Genomic DNA, 21423 nt, shown 5'->3' on the forward strand with positions numbered 1-21423 from the left:
CTAGATTTTTAACATGAATCTAAAGGGATGTATTATTAGATTTTGAATAAATCATTTTATTAAAAAAAACTCACTAATTGATTTCACTTAATCAATAATTAATTTTGATGTACATTTGAATATAGTTTTACAAAATGTTCAAAAAATTATTTAAACGCATAATGATAATATTTTTCTCTATCATTGGTTTGCTACTTATTACTTACTTTTTGGTAACAAAATTCTATCCTAGTTTTGGTGGTGATGTTTCTAAAAAAAAGCAATTAGTTTATCAGAAATCAAAACAATTTAAAAACGGTAAATTTAATAATGTGAACCCGGTTCCTAAAGATTTAGGATTTCCTGATAATATAAAATTAGTTTACAACTTTTTTACAACAAAAGTAGAAAATGGTCGCCCAAAAGAAGATTTAAAACCCATAAAAACAGACTCTTTAAGCATTGCCAACTATAAAGGCGAAGCAAGATTAATTTGGTTTGGACATTCTTCTTTTTTATTACAAATAGAAGGTAAAACAATTTTATTAGACCCAATGTTTGGTAAAGTTGCTGCGCCTCTTTCGTTTTTAGGTGCAAATAGATTTAATACTGATTTTCCTTTAGAAATAGAAAAACTACCTAAAATTGATGCTGTCATTTTCTCTCATGATCATTACGATCACCTAGATTATGAAACAGTTTTAAAAATTAAAGAGAAAACAAATCACTTTTATGTTCCGTTAGGGCTAAGTGTTCATTTGAAGTCTTGGGGAATTTCTAAAGATAAAATTTCTGAATTAGATTGGTGGGATGAAATAATGTTTGACAACTTAAAATTAGTGTGTACACCAGCGCAACATTTTTCTGGAAGAAAAATGAACAATGGGCAAAGTACTTTATGGTGTTCTTGGATTATTCAGTCGAAATCTGAAAACATTTATTTTAGCGGAGATAGTGGTTATGCAAAACATTTTAAAGAAATAGGCGAGAAATATGGCCCATTTGATATTGCTCTAATGGAATGTGGGCAGTACAATAAAATGTGGGCAGATATACATATGATGCCAGAAGAAACTGCTTTAGCAGGTTTAGATTTAAATGCCGATAAAATAATGCCAATACATTGGGCCGGATTTAAATTGGCTTTACATAGCTGGAAAGATCCAATAATTAGAGTAACTGCAAAAGCAAAAGAATTAAACTTACCAATTATAACACCAAAAATTGGAGAAGAAATTTTAGTTAAAGAAACTGCATCAACATATAGTAATTGGTGGCAAAATCTTTAGAAAAACTTTATCAAAATAAAAAAGCCTCTCTAAATTAGAGAGGCTTTTTTTATTAAACTAACTTTTTGGCATTACTTACTTTTTGCTTTGTAAGCGCAATTTCTATTACTTGTTTCATATCAGAAACATAATGAAATGTTAAGCCTTTTAAATAACTTTCTTTTATTTCTAGGATATCTTTTCTGTTGTCTTCACATAAAATTATCTCTTTAATATTGGCTCTTTTTGCTGCCAATATTTTTTCTTTAATTCCGCCAACAGGTAATACTTTTCCTCTTAAAGTTATTTCACCAGTCATGGCTAATTTATTTTTAACTTTACGCTGAGTAAAAGAAGAAATTAAAGAAGTTAACATTGTAATACCTGCACTTGGTCCGTCTTTTGGTGTTGCACCTTCTGGCACGTGTACGTGTACATTGTATTTTTCGATAATTTCTGGTTTAATTCCAAATTCTTCTGCATTAGCCTTTATATATTGCAATGCAATTGTTGCCGATTCTTTCATTACATTTCCTAGATTACCTGTAATAGAAAGATTTCCTTTTCCTTTAGATAAAATAGATTCTATAAATAAAATATCTCCACCAACTTGTGTCCAAGCTAAACCTGTTACAACACCTGCAACATCATTGTTTTCAAACTTATCTCGGTTTCTTGGTGTTCCTAAAATTTCTTCAATTTTTTCTGATGACAAAGCAATGTCGTATGCTTCTTCTAAAGCTATTGATTTAGCAGCAAAACGTACCACTTTGGCAACTTTTTTCTCTAAACCTCTTACACCAGATTCTCTTGTATAACCTTCTACAATTTGCTCTAATTGTTTTTTACCAAGCTTTAAATCTTTAGTAGTTAAACCGTGTTCTTTTAACTGCTTTGGTAATAAATGTCTTTTTGCAATTTCTACTTTCTCTTCTATTGTATAACCTGTAACATTAATCAATTCCATTCTATCTCTTAAAGCCCACGGAATTTGACCAATATTATTAGCAGTTGCAATAAATAAGATTTTAGATAAATCGTAACCAACTTCTAAATAATTATCATAAAAAGATTCGTTTTGCTCTGGATCTAATACTTCTAACATTGCAGAAGAAGGATCACCTTGATGACTTTGCCCTAGCTTATCAATTTCATCTAATACAAATACCGGATTCGAAGTTCCTGATTTTTTTAAATTCTGAATTAAACGACCTGGCATTGCACCAATATAAGTTTTTCTATGCCCTCTAATTTCGGCCTCATCTCTTAAACCACCTAAAGACATTCTTACATATTTTCTACCTAAGGCTTCTGCAATAGATTTTCCTAAAGAAGTTTTACCAACTCCCGGAGGTCCGTACAAACAAATAATCGGAGACTTCATATCTCCTCTTAATTTTAAAACCGCCAAATGCTCTATAATTCTTTCTTTAACCTTTTCTAAACCAAAATGATCTCTATCTAAAACTTTAGTTGCATGTTTTAAATCGAATTTATCTTCAGAATAAATTCCCCAAGGCAATTCTAACAACAATTCTAAGTAACTTCTTTGAACACCGTATTCTGCTGCTTGCGGATTCATTCGCTTTAATCGGTTGATTTCTTTCTCGAACGTATCTGCAACTTCTTTAGACCATTTTTTAGTTTTGGCTTGCTTTCGCATTTCTTCTAATTCTTGATCGTTAGAAGCACCACCTAATTCTTCTTGAATGGTTTTTAATTGCTGATGTAAATAATATTCTCTTTGTTGTTGATCTAAATCTTCTCTTGTTTTAGACTGAATATCATTACGCAATTTTAATTTCTGAAGTTCTTTATTAAGGTTTTTTAACGCTAATAAAGCACGTTCTTTAAGGTTATCTTTTTCTAAAATAACTTGTTTTTGCGCAACTGTTAAATCCATGTTAGAGGAAATAAAGTTTACTAAAAACGAATTAGATTTGATATTTTTTATTGCAAAAGATGCTTCAGATGGCAACATTGGGTTTTCTTTTATTACCTCTAATGCTTGCTCTTTAATACCGTCTATTATTGCATTAAACTCCTTTACATCATCTACATGCTTATCTTCTATCGCTTCTTTTACAGTTGCTTTTAAATACGGTTTTTCTTCTATTATTGTATCAATTTCAAAACGTTTTTTACCCTGAATAATAACCGTTGTATTACCATCTGGCATTTTTAAAACGCGTAAAATTTGCGCAACAACACCCGTTGTATGTATATCTTTTAAGCCTGGTTCTTCTACATCTTCATTACGTTGTGCAACTACACCAATAACTTTATCGCCTTTATTTGCGTCTTTTATTAACTGAATCGATTTATCTCTACCAGCGGTAATAGGAATTACAACTCCAGGAAATAATACTGTATTTCTTAAAGGTAATATTGGTAAAATCTCTGGTACACTCTCATTGTTTATAATTTCTTCATCTTCTGGCGTCATTAAAGGAATCAATTCTGAATCTTCATTTAACATGCTATTAAGCGACAAATTGTCTATTCTAACTACTTTTGGTTTGCTCATCTTCTATATATCTGTCATACTGACATTTATTTTAATTTCACTAAAAATAAATACCAAATTTCTTATTACTAATTTATTGAAAATCAATATTTTAAAATTTAAAACATTGCATTTTCTACTTATAAAAGTCAATTGTTGTGCCAAAGGATATTTGCGCTGTAAAAACTATTACGATTGGTAAATTAAACCAATCGAATTCCGAACCTCATCTAAGGTTTTAATTAAAGTTTTAGAAAAATCAAAAGTCATAATATCACTTTGTTTTTTACCTTCTCTTAAAAGTTGATTAAAGTGTTCTATCTCGAAACTAAAACCAATAGTTTTGTAATTAAAATCGATAATTTCTTCTTTATCATCTAAGAAAACACTTACAGTTGTAGGCTCGTGAAAACGCGTGTTTATTTTAACAATAGATTTCTCGAATGTAAAAATTGCTTCTGTTGGTGTTTCCTTTAAGAAAGTACTTTTTAAAGATGCCTTTGCATTTTTATAATTAAAAGTCATATGGCATTCAGAATCTGCTCCGTTCTCAAAAAATGTTGCCTTTGCATTAATTTTTTCTGGTAAACCTAGTGTTGATAATGCAGTAAAAATTGGATATATTCCTATATCTAATAAAGACCCTCCACCAACTTCTTTCTTAAACAACCTGCTAGACTCATCAAAAGGTGTCATAAAACCGAAATCTGCTTTTAACTCTAAAAGTTTCCCAAACTTCTCTTTTTTAATCAGTTCTAAAACATATCTGTAATGTGGTAAAAAGTTTGTCCATAAACCTTCCATTAGCAGTACATTTTGCTCTTTAGCAACAGAAATCATTTTAGAAACCTCTTCTAAATTCATAGCAAAAGGTTTTTCACACAAAACAGCTTTATTATTTTGTAAACACAGTATTGTGTGCTCTTTATGAAAACTATGTGGTGTTGCTATATATACCGCATCAAGATCATCATCTTGTGCCAATTTAAAATAAGAATCGTATGCTTTTTTAACATTAAATTTCTTAGAAAATTCATTTGCTTTGTCTTGGCTTCTAGATGCTACTGCTACCAATTCGGCGTCTTTAACCCTAGCTAAATCTGCAGCAAACTTATTTGCTATTTTTCCGGGACCAATAATTCCCCATTTTATAATCTTATTTTTCATGTAATGCAGTTTTATCAATGTTAAAAAAACCTAAGAAAAAGAAAAGTACAATTAAAGTAACAACATGTGTTATACTTAATGAAACATCATTTAAAATATCGTAAGAAATTTTAAAAATAGCCAAAGAGGTAACAATTAAAATTGCTTTACTTTCTTTATTAATTGCTTTAAAAACAAAGAATAAAGAAAAGAACAACACCAAAATACAACCAATAAAATTTAACCATAAATAGCTAATAATTGGTTCTAAACCAGCAGACTCTAATTGATAAATTCCGAAATAATAAATAGAACAAATTAAAATCTGAGTAATTACTGCGGATTTAAACACCGCATTTCCGTTTACTTTTTTAAAGAAAAAAGCCAACAAGAAAATCCCTAGAACATTTCCGTAGAAAATAGAACCAATAATATTTACTAACTGTATTAAATTATCAAATAAATTAGCAACACATGCAACAGATATGGCAATTAAACCCCAAGCAAGTGTAAACCATTTCGATGCTTTTACATAATGTTCTTCGCTTTTATTTTTACTCACGTTTCTTTTGTACAAGTCGATAGTTGTTGTGCTAGCCAGGGCATTTAGTTCTGATGCTGTAGAAGACATAGCTGCAGATAAAATTACCGCCAATAAAAGCCCTATTAAACCTCTTGGTAAATTGTTTAATATAAAATGGATAAATACATAATCTTTATCGTTGGTTTCTATTTGATTATTAATCTTTTTAATAACATTTTTTGATGAAGCTTTTAGTGCTAAATCTCTTGCATTTAAAGATTGAATTTGCTCTTTTTCATCAACCTGAAAACCATCTGCAAAAATTATTTTTTTACTATTTTCTATTGCTATGTGTTCGTTTTCTAACGCTTTGTATTCTTGTTGATACTTAGAATTTGTTACAGCGTCATTAACATTAGGATTAAAATTTAATGGCGATGGGTTAAATTGATAAAAAACAAAAACCATTACACCAATTAACAATATAAAAAACTGCATTGGCACTTTTAACAATCCGTTAAAAATTAAACCTAACTGACTTTCTCTAATCGATTTACCCGACAAATAACGTTGTACCTGGCTTTGATCTGTACCAAAATAAGAAAGCATTAAAAATGTTCCACCTAAAATTCCAGTCCAAATAGTATAACGATTACTTAGATCCGAAGAAAAATCTAAGACCTGCATTTTATTGCTTGCGCCGGCAATTTCTAACGCATTTGTAAATGTAATATTTGCAGGTAACTGACTCATAATCATAAAAAATGCAATTAACATTCCTATAAAAATGATAATCATTTGTTGTTTTTGCGTAACATTTACAGCTTTTGTACCACCAGAAACGGTATAAATTATTACTAAAAATCCTATAATTATGTTTAAGGTTAATAAATTCCAACCTAAAACAGCGCTTAAAATAATTGCTGGTGCAAAAATGGTAATTCCTGCTGCTAAACCTCGCTGAATTAAAAATAAAATAGAAGCTAAACTTCTAGTTTTTAAATCGAATCTACCTTCTAAAAATTCGTAAGCTGTATATACTTTTAGTTTATGATATATTGGTATAAAAACCAAGCATATAATAATCATGGCAATTGGCAAACCAAAGTAAAATTGCACAAAACCCATTCCGCTATGAAAAGCTTGCCCTGGCGTAGATAAGAAGGTAATTGCGCTAGCTTGTGTTGCCATTACAGACAAACCTATTGTCCACCATTTTGTATCATTTCCTCCTTTAATGTAGTCGGTTACATTTGCGTTTTTTCTTGTAACATAGGTACCGTAAGCAACAATAGAAATTAAAGTTACAGATAAAACAATCCAATCTATGGCGTGTAATTTACTTTCAATATCCATAAACTAAATTGTAAAATAATTAGTAATAAAATAAAATGCAATTATGTAAATAACATTGGCAATTAACACCAACGAATATTCTTTTTTCCAGGTATGTTTTTTTTGTTTCATTCTTATTTTTATTGAAGCAATTTCCTGCTTTCGCTACTCGCTGTTTCGTACCTCAACGAGCTTAAACAAACCGCTCAATCAGGGCTAAACTTGTTTGCATTTTTTTTAATGCTTAATTGTCTTTTTTACTTCTAAGTTACTTTTACCAACCGAAAGTAAATTTGAGAACAATTTATATGCCCCAGAAACACCTGCTGGTAATTCTCTAAAGAAACTTAAACCCGTATAAATGTAATTTCCTTTACCATGCTTTGCAATTAGTAAACTTCCTTTTTTTGGTGTTTCACCTATATCTTGCATCGATAAAATTGGTGTAAATTCTTCACCCCAAGAATTCGGAAAATACAAACCTCGTTCTTGTACCCAACCTTTAAAGTCGTTTTGAGTAATTTTATTAGGAAAATTTAAAAGTGGGTGTTCTTTTTCTAAAACAGTTACTTTTGCAAACTCATCTGTAACTCTATCTCTAGATAGATTTAATTTAAAAGGAGCTGCAACATCCACATTTCTATTGGTATTATACTGCACTATCATATTACCTCCTTTTTCTACATAATCTAATAAAAATTTTTGCTTAAATTTTAATTCTTTTACAACATTATATGCTCTAATACCTAAAACAATTGCATCGAATTTATGTAAATTTTTATCATTAATTTCTAAAGGATTTATCATAATAACATTGTAGCCTATTTGCCTTAAACTTTCTGGCACAACATCTCCGGCTCCTTTTATATAGCCAATATAATTGCCGGCTTTTTTAATATTTAATCGTACAATTTTTGCTTCAGAATTTAATAAAACACTTTGCTTTGGTATGTGGTTGTAATTAATTTCTACCAATTCTTTGTCAAATACTTTTCCGTTAGAAATGGCAACAACTTTTAATTTTCCTTCCGCTTGATTTTTTGGAGGTGTAACCTTAAAAGTAAATGCATTTTTATCATTTTTTTGATTGATTGCAAAATCAATATATTTTGGTAAAACCGTCCAGTTTAAAGGCACTTCTAAACGCAGTTTTCCTTTTACATTATTAGCTCCTGCTCTAACCTCTACAACAATATCTTTGGCATCATCATCAGAAAAAATTAGGACTTTATCTTTTAACTTCGTTGTAATTCTTGGTAAAATTTCAAAAGGCTCGTAAATCTCCCCTTTGTCTCTTTCTGCATATCTTCTTACAACATTTTTTGTGAAAATTATCGGGTTGCCGTCAATTATTAGATTAAACGATACTTTTGTTTCTCTTGGCGTTTCTGGCTTACCAATTAAACTTTGATTATCTACAGAATACATACCTAAAGCTGCATCTTTTCTTAACCAATAAGGATCTGAGTATGTATTTGTTTTTAAAGTAATTGTCTCTTTAAAATTAACTTTTTTATTAGTTGCTAACTCTATCTGTTTTTTAACTTTTTTATTATCTATAGTAGAAGTAACAGACTCTAATTCTATTGAAAGATTACTTCTGTTTAATGCTTCGAAACTTAAATTAATTACGCTATTTGGTGTGGCAGAAGAGCTTTCTGCAGAAGCTTCTAGATACAAACCTGCACATGCTTCTATTATTTCTTTTATTTGTTTTTTCTTAATTGCCCTCCAATGATTATCAGTTAACTTATCTATTAAAGCATAAGCTTCCATTAGTTTAGGTAAATGTATTTCTGGTTTCACAAAATCAAAATTTTCTTCAATTTCATATAAAATCTCGCCTATTTCACCTCCTTTATTTAAACGATTCCAAGTTGTGTTAATTCCTGAAAAAATATCGTTTTGATCTTTTAGTTTATCACCTTTTAAAAATTCGACATACTCTTTTTGAGAACCTCTTGTTGTTAATCTACCAAAACCTTGACATAAATGTTGGCTACTAGCCAAAGAGGCCAATTCGTTATTAGACATCCCTTTTAAAGGATAATAAGTACCTACATCAAAAGACGTTAATTTACCTTCTGTTGCATTTTTAAAATCTTTTTCATTTTTATAAAACCAAGAAGATGTGTTAAAAAACAAGCGTTTCGGTTGCCAAGTTTCTGTGTATTTTAATTGGTTTCTATAGACAGAATTATCTGCGGTTAAATCAAAAGCCTCTACACTTAACATTGCAGAAGTTGTATGATGCCCATGTGTTGTACCAGGCGTTCTGTGATTAAATCTATTAATTATTACGTCTGGTTTAAAATTTCTAATTGCCCAAACAACATCACTTAAAACCAATTCTTTGTTCCACATTTCTAGTGTTTCATCTGGATGTTTAGAGTAACCAAAATCGTTAGCTCTTGTAAACATCTGCTCTCCTCCATCTACATTTCTAGCGGCTAATAATTCTTGTGTTCTAATTACACCTAATAATTCTCTTATTTCTGGACCAATTAAATTTTGTCCTCCATCTCCTCTTGTTAACGATAAATAACCTGTTCTTGCTTTTACATTATTTGCTAAATAAGCAATAAGGCGCGTGTTTTCATCATCTGGATGCGCTGCAATATATAAAGCAGTTCCTAAGAAATTTAATTTTTCAATCTTTTCAAAAATTTGATTCGAAGTTAATTTTGAAGGTTTTTGGGCAAAAATTGAAATCGAAATTAATAGAAATACTAATGATGTAGGTAAAAATTTATTCATATTTATATGATTGGTCAATGTAACAAAAGTAGTTTTTTCTAAATCAAATTAAATTTTGTTAACATAATTATAACGTTTCAAAAATCATCAATAAAAATACTAATAACCTGTTAATAAAATAATTTTTAAAGTCACATATTTAGAATATATTTGTAAATCAAATTAAGAAAACACATTACATGAAATTTATTGTATCTAGTTCGCAATTATTAAAACAATTGCAAGTTTTAGGAGGCGTTATAAATAGTAATAATACTTTACCAATTTTAGATAACTTTTTATTTGAATTATCTGAGAATGAACTTAAAGTTTCTGCATCAGATTTAGAAACAACAATGAGCTCTGTGGTAGAAGTAGAAAGTGAAAGTTCTGGTTCTATTGCTGTATCTGCTCGTTTATTATTAGATACTTTAAAAACTTTTCCTAATCAACCTTTAACATTTAAAACAGAAGGTGATAATACAATTGAGATAAGTTCTGACCAAGGTAAATATGACATGGCTTATTTTGGTGGAGACGAGTTTCCGAAAGCGGTTTCTTTACCATCGCCTAGTAAAACAGTTGTTCCTGCAAGTATTTTAGGTACTGCTATTTCTAAGACAATTTTTGCTGCTGGTAACGACGATTTAAGACCTGTAATGAGCGGAGTTTTCTTTCAGTTTAGCTCTCAAAGTTTAACTTTTGTTGCAACAGATGCACATAAATTGGTAAAATATTCTAGAACAGATGTTACTGCAGATCAAACAGCAGAATTTATCATGCCAAAAAAACCTTTAAATCTATTAAAAGGAATTTTAGGAGGATCTGAAAGTGAAGTAACTATTGAATACAATGATGCAAACGCTAAATTTACTTTTGATAACGTAGTTTTAGTTTGTAGATTAATTGATGGTAAATATCCTAATTACGAAGCGGTAATTCCTAAAGAAAATCCGAATAAATTAACAGTAGATAGAGCTTCTTTTTTAAACTCTGTTAAACGTGTTTCTATTTTTTCTAGTAAAACTACGCATCAAATTCGTTTAAAAATGGCCGGAACAGAATTAAATATTTCTGCAGAAGATCTAGATTTTGCAAACAAAGCAGACGAACGTTTAAATTGTGATTACCAAGGTGATGATATGCAAATTGGTTTTAACTCTCGTTTTTTAAGTGAAATGTTAAATAACTTAAGTTCTAACGAAGTATTAATTGAAATGTCTTTACCTAACAGAGCAGGAATTTTAACACCTATTGATGGAACAGATGAAGGTGAACAAGTTACAATGCTAGTAATGCCAGTAATGCTAAATAGTTAGTAAAAACTTACTTTATAATATATTAAAACCACAACTAAATAGTTGTGGTTTTTTTTTGTTAAATATCTAAAAACCAAACTATTACTAAACATTTAATTCTAATCAGTGTACAGAAGCAAGAAGTAAAAATAATTATTGAAAAGGCTAGTATCTAGGATATGTTTTAAATTGCACCATATAAAATTAAAATAAAGTATGGAAACAATTATAATATCTTTATGTATGACTTTTTTACTGGTTCTTGTGGTTTATTGGATTATGCCAATAAAAAAAATGAATGCAGTAAATAAGTCTTTGATTTCATTATTACAAATACTTCCTTTTAGTAAAATAATAGATTCATTAAAAAAATAGATAATAATAATTTTATGTTTACTTTTAAAAAATGAATTTTCTAGCACACCTCTACTTATCTCAAAACAATAAAAATATTATGATTGGTAATTTTATTGCAGATCATATTCGCGGTAATAATTACAAAGAGTTCTCTATAGAAATTCAGCAAGGTATTTTTTTGCATAGAGAAATAGACACATTTACAGATGCACATGAAATTGTTAGAAAAAGTAAGAGAAGATTACACCCTAGATATAGACATTATAGCGGCGTAATAATTGATATTTTTTATGATTATTTCTTAGCTAAAAATTGGAATAATTACTCTGAAATTCCTTTAGATATTTACACTAAGTCTATCTATCAATTATTTAATGAAATTAAAGACGGACTGCCTGTAAAATCTCAAAACTTTATAAAATATATGATTGAATATGATATTTTATTCAATTACAACAATAAAGCAGGTATTGCAAAGGTTTTAAACGGAATGAACACCAGAACCAAAGGCTTATCTCAAATGAATTTAGCTATTGAAGATTTAGAAGTATTAGAAAATGAACTACAAGAGGATTTTACCTTGTTTTTTAAAGATTTAATAGCATTTACAAATATCAAATTAAAAGAAATTAAAGCAATCTAATGAAAAGAAAATCCTTACTAATTATCACCTTTCTTATACTAATTATTAATGCTTGTAGCAAAGACAAAACTGTAGGTTTCATTGCAGAAAAAGCAATGGTTGTTTCTGCAAGAGAAGAAGCTTCTAAAATTGGTGCTGCAATTTTACAAAAAGGCGGTAACGCATACGACGCTATGATTGCGACACATTTAGCATTAGCAGTTGTATATCCTGTTGCTGGCAATATTGGCGGTGGCGGCTTTATGGTTTATAGAAATTATGATGGCACAACAGGTGCCTTAGATTTTAGAGAAAAAGCACCAATTACAGCACATCGAGACATGTATTTAGATTCTGTTGGCAATGTTATTAAAAACAAAAGTACTTTGGGTGCATTTGCTGTTGGTGTTCCGGGTTCGATTGCCGGAGTTTTTGAGGTTTATAATAAATTTGGAAGTCTTCCTTTTAAAGAACTAATTCAACCAGCAATAGATTTAGCAAAAAACGGAATAACCGTAACAGAAAAACAAGCAAAATCTTTAAACAGCGCCACAGAAAGGTTTAAAAAAGTTAATAATTATGCTACCGTTTTTGAAAATGAATGGAAAAAAGGCGACATTTTAAAACAAGAAGAATTAGCACATACTTTAGAACGTATTCGTGATTTTGGTAAAGACGGATTTTACAAAGGTAAAACTGCCAATTTATTTGTTGATTATATAAAAGAATTGGGCGGAATTATATCTCTTGAAGATTTAGAAAAATACAAAGCAATTTGGCGTAAACCAATCAGCTTTAATTATAAAGATTTTAAAATTACTTCTATGACTTTGCCTGCTAGTGGCGGAATTTGTTTAGCACAAATTTTAAAGGCAATAGAACCTTATGACTTATCAAAAATAGAACATAATTCTACAAAATACATTCAACTTTTAACCGAAGCAGAAAGACGCTCTTATGCAGACAGAGCTAATTTTTTAGGTGATATAGATTTTGTAAATGTGCCAGTAGATAGCTTAACAAATGCTAAATACATCAACAAAAGAATGGAAAGTTTTTCTTGGGATAAAGCAACACCTTCTTCAGAAGTTTCTCATGGTAAAATTCTAGGTTTTGAAAGCGATGAAACCACTCATTATTCTATTGTAGATCAATTCGGAAACGCTGTTTCTGTAACTACAACTCTAAATACTGGTTACGGTTCTAAAGTTGTGGTAAAAGGTGCCGGATTTATTTTAAATAATGAAATGGATGACTTTAGTAGCAAACCTGGCGTACCAAATGTTTATGGTTTAGTTGGTTCTAAAGCAAACTCTATTGCTCCAGAAAAAAGAATGCTAAGTTCTATGACACCAACTATCGTAGAAGAAAATGGTAAATTAAAAATGGTTGTTGGTACACCTGGGGGTTCTACAATAATTACTTCTGTTTTACAGAATATTTTAAATGTAACTGAGTATAAAATGGGTATGCAAGAATCTGTAGATCAACCTAGATTTCATCATCAATGGCTGCCAGATGTAGTTCGAATGGAACCGAACGGTTTTAATGAAGAAACAAAATCTAAATTAGAAACTTTAGGTTATAAAATTCTAGAGAGAAACTCGTTAATAATTGGTAGAGTTGATGCGATTTTAGTTCTACCAAACGGAAAACTAGAAGCGGGTGCAGATAAGCGAGGTGATGATGCTGCAGCTGGATTTTAAATATGTAACAATGCAAAAAATTATATCCCTTTTTATAATAACTCTTTTTTTTACAAACTGTAAAAAAAATGAATTTTATATAACAAAAATTAAAGAGCCAAGTCCGAAATACCCAACTCTTTTTTATGAATTTCCACTTCTGAACGGATCAGAAGAAATTGCGAATAAAATTAATAGAGAAATTGCAAACGAACTTTTAGATATTAATTTAAACGATAAGTATAAGAGTATTTTTGAAAATGTTTGGGCAACCGAAAATAGACCTATGTCTAGGCTTTCATTTTTAAATTATAAAGTAAATACACTAAATCAGAATATATATTCTGTAACTTTTTATTCGGAAAGTTGTGGCGCCTACTGTGAAGAATTTGATATTTCTTATAATTTTAATTTAAGAAATGGAAACAAAATAACTTTAGATACAATTTTAACGTCAAAAGGTAAAAAAGAATTAATTAAAATATTATCTCATAAAAAAAGAAAGAAAATAGAAAATTATATTGTTCATTTAGAAAATAAGAAAGCAACCATCGAAGACAAAGAAATAATTAATGAATCAATATGGCTTTATAAAGATTGTTTAAATAGTTTACCTTTTAAAACTTTAGATTATATCGACTTTAAAATTAAAAAAGATTCTATAATTTTAGAATCTGGTAGATGCTCTAATCATGCAATGAGAGCGTTAGATGACTTAGATAATTATTCGTATGCATTTCATATATCAGACATAGAAACATATTTAAACAAATACGGTCTTAACACATTAACTAATCAAAATTAAAAAAATGACACAACCATTCCATTTAGCTATTCCTGTTCAAAACTTAGAAAAATGCAGAACTTTTTATAGAGAAATTTTAAATTGTGAAGAAGGTAGAAGTACAGAAAATTGGGTAGATTTTAATTTCTTCGGTCATCAATTAGTTATTCATCAAAAAGATGGTTTTAATCCAGAAAGAATTTCTAATCCTGTAGATGGTCATGATGTACCTGTTCCGCATTTCGGAGTGGTTTTATCTTGGGAAGATTGGCATGATTTATCAGAAAGATTAAAAAAACACAACACTAAATTTATTATTGAGCCTTGTATCCGTTTTAAAGGCAAAGTAGGCGAACAAGCAACGATGTTTTTTCAAGACCCAGAAAAAAATGCTTTAGAATTTAAAGCATTTAAAGATATGAACCAGTTATTTGCAAAGTAAGCACGTTTTTTTATGATTTATTTAAGTTTGAATTTCTGTATCTTTAATGATTCAATCAAACTTTATACTCATGAAAAAAATTACATTCTTACTTTTTGTAATTCTCAGTTACACAAGTTTTTCACAAGGAACACGATTATTAAGGCAACCTACTTTAAGCAATAGTCAAGTTGTTTTTGTGCATGCTTCAGATTTATGGAAAGTCTCTTTAAATGGCGGTAATGCGGTTAGGCTTACTAGTGATGAAGGTTCTGAATCTACACCTAAATTCTCTAAAGACGGTAAATGGATAGCTTTTACAGCGCAATATGACGGCAATACAGATGTTTATGTAGTTTCTGTAAACGGTGGCGAGCCTAAAAGATTAACGTATCATTCTGCTTCTGACAATGTACAAGGATGGACGCCTAATGGAAAAATATTGTTTAGATCTAACAGAGAAAGTAAACCTACGCAAACTAGTAAATTTTATACAATTTCTACGGATGGTGGTTTGCCAGAAGCCTTTGATATTCCGAGAGCTGCTTATGGTGAAATATCAGAAAACAATAAGTACATCGCCTACACACCAATTACGAGTTGGGATGCTGAATGGAGAAATTATAGAGGAGGACAAGCAATGCCAATTTGGATTGTAGATTTAAAAACCAAAGATTTAATTAAAACACCACAATTAGACAACGAAAGGCATGTTAACCCTGTTTGGTATAAGGATGATGTTTATTACATTTCAGAAAGAGATTATACTGCAAATATTTGGTCTTACAACATTAAAACTAAGCAAGAAACACAAGTTACATTTCATAAAAAATTCGATGTAAAAAATATTGATGCCAATAATAATGGAATTGTTTACGAACAAGGTGGTTTTTTACATTTTTTAAATCCAGAAACTAAAGAAACCAATCAAATTGTAATAAACGTTAAAGGTGATTTAAATTACTCTAGAACAAGATGGATGGATGTTTCTGGCAGAAACTTAACCAACCCTAATGTTTCGCCAAAAGGAAAAAGAGCCATTTTCGAATACAGAGGAGAAATTTTTACAGTACCAAAAGAAAATGGTACTTGGCGAAATTTAACCAATTCATCTGGTGTTGCAGATCGTTCTCCTATCTGGTCGCCTAAAGGAGATAAAATTGCTTGGTTTTCTGATAAAAATGGCGAATATGAACTAGTTTTAGCCGACCAAAACGGAAATAATCAAGAGTTTATAAAATTACCAAATCCTACTTTTTATTTTCAACCAGATTGGTCTCCAAATGGTAAATTTATTGCCTATACAGATACCAATTTTGTAATTTGGATTATCAACTTAGAAACAAAAAAGATTGTAAAAGCAGATGCAGATGGTTTTGCACATCCTAATAGAACTATGAATCCTAAGTTTTCTCCTGATAGTGATTGGATTGTGTATGCAAAACAAAACGACAACAGTTTTAAATCTATTTACACATATCAATTAAGTACTCAAAAAATTGTTCAAATTACAGACAAAATTGCAGATGCAATTTCACCAGTTTGGGATGCTTCAGGTAAATATATTTACACTTTAGCAAGCACAAATTATGGTTTACAAACGGGTTGGTTAGATATGTCATCTTACGACCCTAATGTTACAAGATCTCTATACACAATTGTTTTAAATTCTACCGATAAAGCGCCTAATCTTCCAAAAACAGACGAAGAAGAAGAATCTAAATTAAAATCAGATGAATCTAAAAAGAAGGAAAATAAAAAAGAAACTACTCCAAAAACTATTATTAATGAAAATGGAATTTTTGACAGAGCTGTCGCTTTAAATTTACCAGAAAGAAATTATGTTGGCTTATTAAAAGGTCCAAAAAACAAAGTTTTTGTTGCAGAATCTATCCCTAACTCTAGAGGTTTAACTTTACATAGTTTTGATGTAACTAAAGAAAAAGCAACAACTTTTGCTACCGGTGTTTCTTCTATGACTGCATCTAGTAACGCAAATTCTATTTTATTATCTAAAGGAGGTAGCTGGAGCATCAACAAAGCTAGTACGGCAAAAGCTGGTAAAGAAAACTTAAATACCAATTTAAAAATAAAGGTAGATCCTAAAGCAGAAGCACATCAAATTTTTAAAGAAGGATGGCGTTATATGAGAGATTTTCTATACGTAGATAATGTTCATGGAGCTCCTTGGAATGATATATACGAATGGTATTCTCCGTGGATAAATGATGTAAAACATAGATCTGATTTAAACTATGTTGTAGACATTATGAGTGGTGAAGTTGCTATTGGCCATTCTTATGTTTCTGGTGGAGATTTCCCAAATATTGACAGAGTTGGGGTTGGTTTACTGGGTGCAGATTTAGAAAAGAATCGAGGTTTTTATCGATTTAAGAAAATTTATAAAGGTGAACGCTGGAATCCGAACATTTTTGCGCCTTTAGGTTTGCCTGGTATCAATGTAAATAAAGGTGATTATTTAGTAGCGATAAATGGTACAGATTTAACTTCGGATATGAATCCTTATAAATTATTAGAACAAACCGCTGGTAGAGAAATTTACATTAAGGTAAATAATAAACCATCTCGAAAGGGTGCTAGATCAATTTTAATTACACCAACAGCTAGTGAAAGAGGTTTAAGAAATATCGATTGGGTAGAAAGTAATCGTAGAAAAGTTGATAAATTATCTAACGGAAAACTTGCTTACGTTTATGTACCAAATACAAGTAATCCTGGTTTTACATCTTTTAATAGATATTATTTTTCTCAACAAGACAAAAAAGGAGTTGTAATTGACGAAAGAAATAATGGCGGTGGATCTGCTGCAGATTATATGATAGATATTATGTCTAGAGAAGTTGTTGGTTATTTTAACAGTAAAACTGAGAGCAGAAAACCTTGGACAACTCCGATGGCAGGAATTTGGGGACCAAAAGTGATGATTATTAATGAAAGAGCGGGTTCTGGTGGAGATTTACTACCTTATATGTTTAAAGAAAAAAATTTAGGACCATTAGTTGGCACAAGAACTTGGGGTGGTTTAGTTGGTACTTGGGATACTCCGCAATTTATTGATGGCGGAAGAATGGTTGCACCAAGAGGTGGATTTTACGATATTGATGGTAATTGGGCCGTAGAAGCAGAAGGTGTTTCACCAGATATTGAAGTGCATCAAACACCAAAAGAGGTATTATCTGGTAAAGATCCTCAATTAGAAAGAGCAGTTTCTGAAGCTTTACGTTTATTAAAAGACAACGAGTTTATTTTAAAACCAGAGCCAAAAGCACCTATTCGATCTAAAAGACCAAAAGGATATCAAAAAGACAATTAAAATGATTAAAATAATTCCCACTTTTGTGGGAATTATTATTTTATAAAAATTTTTATGTATTGAATTTATTAGAAACCCATTTTGTAAAAAAATTAGAGAAACCGGTTCGTTTTCAAGAATACAGCGTCGGAATATTTAATGCTATACCAACAAAATCAGGAATTAAAAAAGCTATTAAAAAAGGACATATTTTTATTGATGATAAAATAGCTTCAACTGGAATATATATTTCTGGAGGTGAAAAAATAGATCTTTTTGAATCTGAAAACACCACTACTTTTGAGAGATTGAAATTAAATTTAGAAGTTTTATTTGAAGATGATTATTTAGCAATTATTTACAAACCTGCTGGAATTTTAGTTAGCGGTAATAAATTTGTAACTGTTGCAAATGCGTTATCGCAAAACCTTATTAAGAGTTCGCTTGCAGATGCAGTAAAACCGCAACCAATTCACAGATTAGATTACCCAACAAGTGGTTTACTTTTGGTTGGTAAAACTAGTTTATCTATCATTGAACTTGGTAGATTGTTTAAAGAAAAGAACATCAAAAAAACATACTTTGCAATAACAATTGGTAAAATGAACGCTAAAGGCTACACAGACAAACCAATAGATAATAAAGAAGCTTTTACAAATTATGAAGTTTTAGAATCTGTAACTTCTAAACGTTTTGATTTTTTAAACTTGGTAAAACTAAAGCCAGAAACAGGAAGAAAACATCAATTAAGAAAACATTTATTATCTCTAAAAAATCCTATTTTAGGAGATAAAGAACACTTTAAAGAAGGTTTGGTTTTAAACGGAAAAGGATTGTATTTACACGCAGCAAGTTTAGATTTTATTCATCCGTTTACACAAGAAAAAATTACTATTTCGAAAGAATTACCAAAAAAGTTTAGAAAAATTTTTCCGAATTTTTAACTTCTTTCATTGTTTTAGTAAGTCTATTTATCAATTCGTAAATTTCTTCTTCGTTATACATTGCAAAACCTAATCGTATAGAATTATGACCAGATTTGGCAATATCATAACGTTGCCACTCTCCTATTTCTAATTTGTATTTTTGGGCAATTTCAGAAACTGATTTCCAGGAATATTTTTTGTTTAAAGTCAACCAAACTGCCATTCCTCCTTTTGGAATTTCAAAAGTGAAAACATCTTTGAATTTATCTTCCAAAAGCCTGCAAAACAAATCTCTTCTCGTTTTATAAACCTTCATTACTTTTTTAATATGTCTGTCTAAATCGCCATTTTTTATAAACTCTTCAAACGTTAATTCTAACAATGCATCTCCTTGTCTGTCAATAAACCTTCGTTGATTTGAAGCTTCATTTACAAACTCTTTTGACGCAATTAAATAACCAACTCTAAAAACTGGTGCTACTGTTTTACAAACAGAACCAATATAAATTACGTTTCCATTTGCATCGTGACTTGCCAAAGGTAAAATCGGTGAATGATTGTAATTAAAATCGTAATCGTAATCATCTTCAATAATTGCAAAACTGTATTTTTTTGCTAAATTCAATAAATGAATTCTTCTTTCAGCCGACAAAGTTACAGTTGTTGGGTGATGATGATGAGAAGTAACATAAACTGCTTTTATAGATTTCTTTTTACAAATTTCTTCAATTTCTTGAATATTTAAACCATTTTCATCCACAGAAACTCTTGCTAAATTTGCTTCACTTTGTAAAAATGTGGAGTCAGCTGATGAATAATTTGTTTCACCAATTACAATGAAGTCATCCTTTTTTAACAATAATTTAGAAGACAAATATATTCCCATTTGACTTCCTCTGGTTATTAAAATATTTTCATAAGAAACAGATAAACCTCGTGTTTTATTCAGGTAGTTAGCCAATGTTTTACGCAACTTTTCATTTCCGAATAAAGAACTATAAGACATTTCTTTATAAATATGTTTTCTACTACAAATTCTTCTGTAAATCCTTGCTATGTCTTCTGTTGGTGTTAATCTTGCATCAGAAACTCCATCATTCAAATACATAAAACCATCTTTCTTTTCAGGAAGTTTCCTTACTAATTCTTCATTTTTATAAAAACTAAAACCAGTTGTATTTGTTTCTTTTCCCTGATTATCAAATTTAAAATCTTGTACATGTAATTCCGGTAAATTGGCATTTACAAAAGTTCCTTTTTTGGCTATACTTTCTACCCAACCTTGCAACATTAACTCTTCGTAACATGCTACTACTGTTTTTCGATGAACCTCTAATAAAGTAGATAGTGTTCTACTACCAGGCAACTTAGTATTGGGTAAAAGTTTTTTATTTTTAATTAATTGTATAAATTGATTTGACAATTGTACATATAGGGCTTGCCTATTATTTCTATCTAAATTTATACTTGTTTTATATGGAAACACAAACTGGACTATTATTTATTTTAATTCTGGATTACTTTAAGAGTCCATAAATATACTATTTTTGAGTAATAGATAGATAAATATGTTAGAAATTAAACCAAATTGCGAGCATTGTAACAAAGCTTTACCTAATACTTCTACAGAAGCAATGATTTGCTCTTTCGAGTGTACTTATTGTAAAACATGTGCTTTAGAAATTTTTGAAAACGTGTGCCCAAGTTGTTCGGGTAATTTTGTGGAACGACCAATTCGTCCTACAAAAATGATTAAAAAATATGTCGCTTCATCAAAAATTGTACATCAACCAAAAGATTTAGCAAAAGCAAAATTAAATACAAATCAGTATAAAAATATTCATCCGTCAAAAAGATAAAACATGGAATATCAGCAATCGAAATTAAATAGAGTAAAACGAGGCGCAAATAGAGCAAGTTATGATGTAGAAAAAATCAATGCTATTTTAGATGCAGGTTTTTTATGTTATGTTGGCTACATTTATGATGGCAAACCAATTACCATTCCGATGGCTTATGCAAGAAGAGAAAACAAGATTTACATTCATGGTTCTACAGGAAACAGAATGTTGCAAGCAATTTTAAAAAGTGGCGAAACTTCTATTACTGTAATGCATTTAGACGGTTTAGTTTTGGCAAGATCTGGCTTTCATCACTCGGTAAACTACAGATCTGCAACCTTATTTGGGCAATTAACTAAGGTTGAAAATGATATCGAAAAAACAGAAATTCTAAAGTTAATTGTAAACCAAATGGTACCAAAACAATGGGATTCTTTAAGACCAATAAATGAAAAAGAATTAGATAGAACTCTAGTTGTAGCTTTTAAAATAGAGACGGCTTCTGCCAAAATAAGAGATGTTGGTGTTAATGATGAACCCGAAGACTACAACACCGATGTTTGGGCTGGAGTAATTCCAATAAAACAAATTGCAAAATTCCCAATTGCTGATGAAGGTAAACCAAAGAAAATGGAAATACCTAAACACATTTTAGAATATTATGAAGAAAACAAATCATAACT

The 21423-nt window shown here is 30.0% G+C and carries 15 protein-coding genes; 10 read left to right on the forward strand and 5 right to left on the reverse strand.

Annotated elements, in window-relative coordinates; translation table 11 throughout:
* The first annotated feature begins 161 nt into the window (after positions 1-161).
* Positions 162-1268 carry an MBL fold metallo-hydrolase gene (locus tag ACYPV9_RS10990; RefSeq protein WP_459743688.1) on the forward strand — a complete coding sequence of 369 codons (1107 nt, stop codon included), beginning with the start codon at positions 162-164 and terminating at the stop codon, positions 1266-1268.
* 52 nt (positions 1269-1320) lie between these two features.
* On the opposite strand, the gene lon is transcribed toward ACYPV9_RS10990, so the two are convergent.
* The 4 genes from lon to ACYPV9_RS11010 form a co-directional block, all read right to left on the reverse strand.
* A complete protein-coding gene (gene lon, locus ACYPV9_RS10995) occupies positions 1321-3774 on the reverse strand; it encodes an endopeptidase La (RefSeq protein WP_459743690.1) in 2454 nt (817 codons plus the stop codon).
* Positions 3775-3942: 168 nt separating this feature from the next.
* On the reverse strand, positions 3943-4920 hold the full coding sequence (locus ACYPV9_RS11000) for a Gfo/Idh/MocA family protein (RefSeq protein WP_459743692.1): 978 nt from the start codon (positions 4918-4920) through the stop codon (positions 3943-3945).
* On the reverse strand, positions 4910-6778 hold the full coding sequence (locus ACYPV9_RS11005) for a sodium:solute symporter family protein (protein ID WP_299061622.1): 1869 nt from the start codon (positions 6776-6778) through the stop codon (positions 4910-4912). Before ACYPV9_RS11005 ends, ACYPV9_RS11000 begins: the two co-directional genes overlap by 11 nt.
* Before the next feature lie 216 nt (positions 6779-6994).
* The gene (locus ACYPV9_RS11010; RefSeq protein WP_459743696.1) at positions 6995-9514 is read right to left on the reverse strand and encodes a PIG-L family deacetylase; all 2520 of its coding nucleotides are present in this window, start codon (positions 9512-9514) and stop codon (positions 6995-6997) included.
* Between the two features lie 179 nt (positions 9515-9693).
* On the opposite strand from ACYPV9_RS11010, the gene dnaN reads away from it, so the two are divergent.
* The 7 genes from dnaN (at position 9694) to ACYPV9_RS11045 (ending at position 18917) form a co-directional block, all read left to right on the forward strand.
* A complete protein-coding gene (dnaN, locus tag ACYPV9_RS11015) occupies positions 9694-10812 on the forward strand; it encodes a DNA polymerase III subunit beta (RefSeq protein WP_299061629.1) in 1119 nt (372 codons plus the stop codon).
* A 385-nt stretch (positions 10813-11197) separates the two neighbouring features.
* On the forward strand, positions 11198-11791 hold the full coding sequence (locus ACYPV9_RS11020) for an acyl carrier protein phosphodiesterase (protein WP_459743699.1): 594 nt from the start codon (positions 11198-11200) through the stop codon (positions 11789-11791).
* Positions 11791-13476: a gamma-glutamyltransferase gene (gene ggt / locus ACYPV9_RS11025; RefSeq protein ID WP_459743701.1), complete on the forward strand. Its 1686-nt coding sequence runs from the start codon at positions 11791-11793 to the stop codon at positions 13474-13476. Before ACYPV9_RS11020 ends, ggt begins: the two co-directional genes overlap by 1 nt.
* Positions 13477-13486: 10 nt before the next feature.
* On the forward strand, positions 13487-14260 hold the full coding sequence (locus ACYPV9_RS11030; RefSeq protein ID WP_459743703.1) for a hypothetical protein: 774 nt from the start codon (positions 13487-13489) through the stop codon (positions 14258-14260).
* Between the two features lie 4 nt (positions 14261-14264).
* Entirely contained in the window at positions 14265-14681 is a 417-nt protein-coding gene (locus ACYPV9_RS11035; protein WP_459743705.1) for a VOC family protein, read from the forward strand.
* A 70-nt stretch (positions 14682-14751) separates the two neighbouring features.
* On the forward strand, positions 14752-17994 hold the full coding sequence (locus tag ACYPV9_RS11040) for a S41 family peptidase (protein WP_459743707.1): 3243 nt from the start codon (positions 14752-14754) through the stop codon (positions 17992-17994).
* A 59-nt stretch (positions 17995-18053) separates the two neighbouring features.
* Positions 18054-18917, forward strand: coding sequence for an RluA family pseudouridine synthase (locus ACYPV9_RS11045; RefSeq protein WP_459743710.1), 864 nt, complete (start codon positions 18054-18056; stop codon positions 18915-18917).
* On the opposite strand, the gene pdxR is transcribed toward ACYPV9_RS11045, so the two are convergent.
* Positions 18892-20385: a MocR-like pyridoxine biosynthesis transcription factor PdxR gene (pdxR, locus tag ACYPV9_RS11050; protein WP_459743713.1), complete on the reverse strand. Its 1494-nt coding sequence runs from the start codon at positions 20383-20385 to the stop codon at positions 18892-18894. The genes ACYPV9_RS11045 and pdxR overlap by 26 nt on opposite strands.
* Before the next feature lie 82 nt (positions 20386-20467).
* On the opposite strand from pdxR, the gene ACYPV9_RS11055 reads away from it, so the two are divergent.
* Positions 20468-20758 carry a DUF1272 domain-containing protein gene (locus ACYPV9_RS11055; RefSeq protein WP_459743715.1) on the forward strand — a complete coding sequence of 97 codons (291 nt, stop codon included), beginning with the start codon at positions 20468-20470 and terminating at the stop codon, positions 20756-20758.
* A gap of 3 nt (positions 20759-20761) precedes the next feature.
* Positions 20762-21421: a pyridoxamine 5'-phosphate oxidase family protein gene (locus ACYPV9_RS11060; RefSeq protein ID WP_459743718.1), complete on the forward strand. Its 660-nt coding sequence runs from the start codon at positions 20762-20764 to the stop codon at positions 21419-21421.
* Positions 21422-21423 lie beyond the last annotated feature (2 nt).

This window comes from Polaribacter sp. OB-PA-B3 (genome assembly GCF_054589375.1).

Excerpts from the sequence above, each read along its gene's own strand:
- ACYPV9_RS11060 (WP_459743718.1), top strand. The coding sequence starts at position 20,762 with ATGGAATATCAGCAATCGAAATTAAATAGAGTAAAACGAGGCGCAAAT.
- ACYPV9_RS11055 (WP_459743715.1), top strand. The coding sequence starts at position 20,468 with ATGTTAGAAATTAAACCAAATTGCGAGCATTGTAACAAAGCTTTACCT.
- ggt (WP_459743701.1), top strand. The coding sequence starts at position 11,791 with ATGAAAAGAAAATCCTTACTAATTATCACCTTTCTTATACTAATTATT.
- ACYPV9_RS11005 (WP_299061622.1), bottom strand. The coding sequence starts at position 6,778 with ATGGATATTGAAAGTAAATTACACGCCATAGATTGGATTGTTTTATCT.
- ACYPV9_RS11010 (WP_459743696.1), bottom strand. The coding sequence starts at position 9,514 with ATGAATAAATTTTTACCTACATCATTAGTATTTCTATTAATTTCGATT.
- ACYPV9_RS11040 (WP_459743707.1), top strand. The coding sequence starts at position 14,752 with ATGAAAAAAATTACATTCTTACTTTTTGTAATTCTCAGTTACACAAGT.
- dnaN (WP_299061629.1), top strand. The coding sequence starts at position 9,694 with ATGAAATTTATTGTATCTAGTTCGCAATTATTAAAACAATTGCAAGTT.
- ACYPV9_RS11035 (WP_459743705.1), top strand. The coding sequence starts at position 14,265 with ATGACACAACCATTCCATTTAGCTATTCCTGTTCAAAACTTAGAAAAA.
- ACYPV9_RS11020 (WP_459743699.1), top strand. The coding sequence starts at position 11,198 with ATGAATTTTCTAGCACACCTCTACTTATCTCAAAACAATAAAAATATT.
- ACYPV9_RS10990 (WP_459743688.1), top strand. The coding sequence starts at position 162 with ATGATAATATTTTTCTCTATCATTGGTTTGCTACTTATTACTTACTTT.
- lon (WP_459743690.1), bottom strand. The coding sequence starts at position 3,774 with ATGAGCAAACCAAAAGTAGTTAGAATAGACAATTTGTCGCTTAATAGC.
- ACYPV9_RS11000 (WP_459743692.1), bottom strand. The coding sequence starts at position 4,920 with ATGAAAAATAAGATTATAAAATGGGGAATTATTGGTCCCGGAAAAATA.
- ACYPV9_RS11030 (WP_459743703.1), top strand. The coding sequence starts at position 13,487 with ATGCAAAAAATTATATCCCTTTTTATAATAACTCTTTTTTTTACAAAC.